Source organism: Streptomyces sp. NPDC004561, from assembly GCF_053602155.1.
In genome coordinates this window covers 1-3,621 of record NZ_JBSGDB010000683.1, presented here as the reverse complement: position 1 = coordinate 3,621, position 3,621 = coordinate 1, and the positions used below count along the sequence as shown (strand labels likewise).

4 protein-coding genes are annotated in these 3,621 nt (G+C 70.5%); 3 read left to right on the top strand and 1 reads right to left on the bottom strand.

The window, feature by feature from the left end; genetic code table 11:
- Both ACWEN3_RS43510 and ACWEN3_RS43505 read left to right on the top strand, forming a co-directional pair.
- On the top strand, positions 1-308 hold a 308-nt coding region (locus tag ACWEN3_RS43510; RefSeq protein WP_391324034.1), incomplete at its 5' end, for a DNA-directed RNA polymerase subunit alpha C-terminal domain-containing protein.
- Between the two features lie 196 nt (positions 309-504).
- The gene (locus ACWEN3_RS43505; RefSeq protein ID WP_452983391.1) at positions 505-738 is read left to right on the top strand and encodes a hypothetical protein; all 234 of its coding nucleotides are present in this window, start codon (positions 505-507) and stop codon (positions 736-738) included.
- Positions 739-976: 238 nt separating this feature from the next.
- On the opposite strand, the gene gcl is transcribed toward ACWEN3_RS43505, so the two are convergent.
- Positions 977-2,764, bottom strand: a complete 1,788-nt coding sequence (gcl, locus tag ACWEN3_RS43500; protein WP_452983388.1) for a glyoxylate carboligase — start codon at positions 2,762-2,764, stop codon at positions 977-979.
- Between the two features lie 238 nt (positions 2,765-3,002).
- On the opposite strand from gcl, the gene ACWEN3_RS43495 reads away from it, so the two are divergent.
- Positions 3,003-3,621, top strand: a 619-nt coding sequence (locus tag ACWEN3_RS43495; protein WP_452983385.1) for a hypothetical protein, incomplete at its 3' end; no start/stop codon positions are given.

The following is a 3,621-nucleotide window of genomic DNA, read 5'->3' as shown; positions in this document are numbered from 1 at the left end:
CCCCCACGGACGCCGCCCTGGCCGCCGACCTCGCGCTGCCGATCGAGGAGCTGGAGCTCACGGTCCGCTCCTACAACTGCCTCAAGCGTGAGGGCGTCCACTCCGTGGGTGAGCTCCTGGCGCGCTCCGAGGCCGACCTGCTGGACATCCGCAACTTCGGTGCGAAGTCCATCGACGAGGTCAAGGCGAAGCTGGCCGGCCTGGGCCTGGCCCTCAAGGACAGCCCGCCCGGATTCGACCCGACCGCCGCCGCATTCGACGCGGACGACAACGGGAACACGGGCTTCATGGAGACCGAGCAGTACTGAACACTGCCCCGGGACGCGGTGTGCCAGTAAGGCAGAGAAGCCGGATTTGAGCACTGGCCACCGCACCCGGCTCCCGGATGACCCCGTCGGCGGAGATGCAGGCGCCCAAGCACTCCGAGCCTGCCGGAAGAGGGCGATCTTCGTGCCGTCCGGGTCCCGGCGTGCGGGGCCGTCGTATCCGCAGGACTCTGAACACATGGGCAATCCGACGCAGTATCCGCACATCGTGGTTCACTCACCGGCCCTGGACGGCTCGCGGCGGGTCACCGAGGGCGAGGTGACGCTGGGGATCGCATCGCATCTGGACGACGTCGTGGAGATCCTGCGGCTGGCCGATCTGGACCGGATCGAGGTCGAGGACACCGATCTCATCGAGTGGCAGGGCGGCGGGCCCGACGACTGGCCGGGACTGTCGGAGCACGAACTGTAGCGGCCTGGTGTACGGCAGTGTCCGTAGCCGGGCTACGCCATCCTCAAATGAAGCTCTGAAGAACGGAGCGGACGCTTCGAACCGCCCCGCGGCAGGGCAGATTACGTGCACACGGGACCCGCCGGCACGGGGGCGGCGGGACCCGCGACGGGAGACACAGCGGGGGGATGCGCACCACGGGGGACACGGAAGGGCGGCCCGTCCACGGGGACGGGCCGCCCTTGGTGTGCCGGGAGGGTCAGACCTTCAGCGGCTTGACCGACGTCGGCGCGTGGCCCGGCTCGGTGGCCAGGTCCTCGAACTCGGAGATGTCGCTGATGTCCATGGTGCGGCTCATCGAGATGTTGGTGATCCGCTCCAGGATCGCCTCGACGACGACCGGCACCCGGTACTCGGCGGCCAGCTTCTTCGCCTGCTCGAAGGCGGCGCCCAGCTGCTCGGGCTCGGTGACCCGGATGGCCTTGCAGCCCAGGCCCTCGGCGACCTTGACGTGGTCCACGCCGTAGACGCCGATCTCGGGCGCGTTGATGTTCTCGAACTCCAGGTTGACCTGGAAGTCGATGTCCAGGCCGATCTGCGCCTGCCGGATCAGGCCCAGGTAGGCGTTGTTCACCAGGACGTGGACGTAGGGGATCCGGTGCTGCGCGGCGACCGCCAGCTCCTCGATCATGAACTGGAAGTCGTAGTCGCCGGAGAGGGCGACGACCGGGGAGTCCGGGTCGGCCTTGGCGACGCCGATCGCGGCCGGGATGGTCCAGCCGAGCGGGCCGGCCTGGCCGCAGTTGATCCAGTGGCGCGGCTTGTAGACGTGCAGCATCTGCGCGCCGGCGATCTGGGAGAGGCCGATGGTGGTGACGTACCGGGTGTCCGGGCCGAAGGCCTTGTTCATCTCCTCGTACACGCGCTGCGGCTTCATCGGCACGTTGTCGAAGTGCGTACGGCGCAGCAGCGTGGCCCTGCGCTCCTGGGTGGAGGCGACCCAGTCGGCGCGGTCGGGCAGCCTGCCGGCCGCCTTCAGTTCCTTCGCGACCTCGATGAACAGCTCCAGCGCGGCCCTGGCGTCGGAGACGACCCCGTAGTCCGGCGGGAAGATCTTGCCGATCTGGGTGGGCTCGATGTCGACGTGGACGAACTTGCGGTCCCCGCGGTAGACGTCGAGCTTGTAGCCGGTGTGGCGGTTGGCCCAGCGGTTGCCGATGCCGAGGACGAAGTCCGACTCCAGGAAGGTGGCGTTGCCGTAGCGGTGCGAGGTCTGGACGCCGACCATGCCGGCGTTCAGCTCGTGGTCGTCGGCCAGCGCGCCCCAGCCCATCAGGGTCGGGATCACCGGGGTCCGGGTCAGCTCGGCGAACTCCACCAGCAGGTCGCAGGCGTCGGCGCCGATGACGCCGCCGCCGGCGACGATGACCGGGCGCTCGGCGGCGAGGAGGAAGGAGATCGCCTTCTCGATCTGGGCGCGGGTCGCGGCCGGCCTGTAGACCGGCAGCGGCTCGTACGTCTCCGGGTCGAACTCGATCTCGGTCAACTGGACGTCGATGGGCAGGTCGATCAGGACCGGGCCCGGGCGGCCGGAGCGCATCAGGTGGAAGGCCTGCTGGAAGACGCCGGGGACCTGCGCGGCCTCCAGGACGGTCACCGCCATCTTCGTGACCGGCTTGGCGATCGAGGCGATGTCGACGGCCTGGAAGTCCTCTTTGTGGATCACGCTGGTGGGGGCCTGGCCGGTGATGCACAGGATCGGGACGGAGTCGCCGATGGCCGAGTACAGGCCGGTGATCATGTCGGTGCCGGCCGGGCCGGACGTGCCGATGCAGACGCCGATGTTCCCCGGCCTGGTCCGGGTGTAGCCCTCGGCCATGTGCGAGGCGCCCTCGACGTGACGGGCGAGGGTGTGGTTGATGCCGCCGCCCTCCTTGAGGGCCTTGTAGAAGGGGTTGATCGCCGCGCCCGGCACCCCGAAGGCGTCGGTGACGCCCTCGCGCTTGAGGATCTCAACTGCCGCGCGGGCAGCGGTCATACGAGCCATCGAGTACTCCTGCTCCGGCTTCTCGGATGCGTACTCCCGTCGCGCCCCGCGGTGAGCACAGTCTCCAGATCGACTTCCGCATAGCAGAAATTAACTTCTACTATCTGGAAGCAATGTAGGGGGGCGCGCGAACGCCGTCAAGAGAGGCCAGGACACCGCGCAAGCGCCGGACAGGCGCGGTACGCGTGGAGCACCATGGGTGGGCTGTCCCGACGCAGACGCCTGGGAGTGGGGGGCCATGCCCGAGAGCGTGCCGGTGCGCTGTCCGGCCTGCCGGCGCGAGCACGTCTTCGCCGCGCCGGTGTATCCGTGCGTGTGCGGCGCGCCCACCGCGCCGCGGCTGGATCCCGCGGGCGCGCCGGCCGTGGCGGAGCACCGGTCCTGGGACGACGAGTGGATCGCCGTGGCGTGCGCCGGCTGCGGGAACGTGGCCCACTGGCCGCACCCGGAACTGGGCTGTCCGTGCGGCACGGTCCTGCGGGTCGCGGTGGCGGACGGGCCGGCGGCGCGACCGCGGCCGGCTCCGCCCGGGGCCGCGCGGCAGCGGCCCGCCTTCCAGCCGCGCGCCATCCGCACGGCTCGCGACGCGGTCACCGCCGCTGCGCTGTATCTGCGCTGGCTCGGCTACCAGGACATACGCCGCGCCGACCAGCGGCCGCCGAGCGGCGTCGGGCTCGCCGCCCGCGGACTGCTCGCCACGGTGGAACCGACCGTGCGCCCGTACGGGCCGCGGGACGTGGAGTGCCTGTGGCTGACGGCGATGACGGAGTCCGCGGACTGCCTCTGTCTCTGCCTCGCCGGTTACACCGACGACGCCCGGGTCACCGCGGACGCCCTCGGCGTCCCGCTGTTCGTCC

Coding starts and splice junctions, on each gene's coding strand:
- gcl (WP_452983388.1), bottom strand. CDS start 2,764: ATGGCTCGTATGACCGCTGCCCGCGCGGCAGTTGAGATCCTCAAGCGC.
- ACWEN3_RS43505 (WP_452983391.1), top strand. CDS start 505: ATGGGCAATCCGACGCAGTATCCGCACATCGTGGTTCACTCACCGGCC.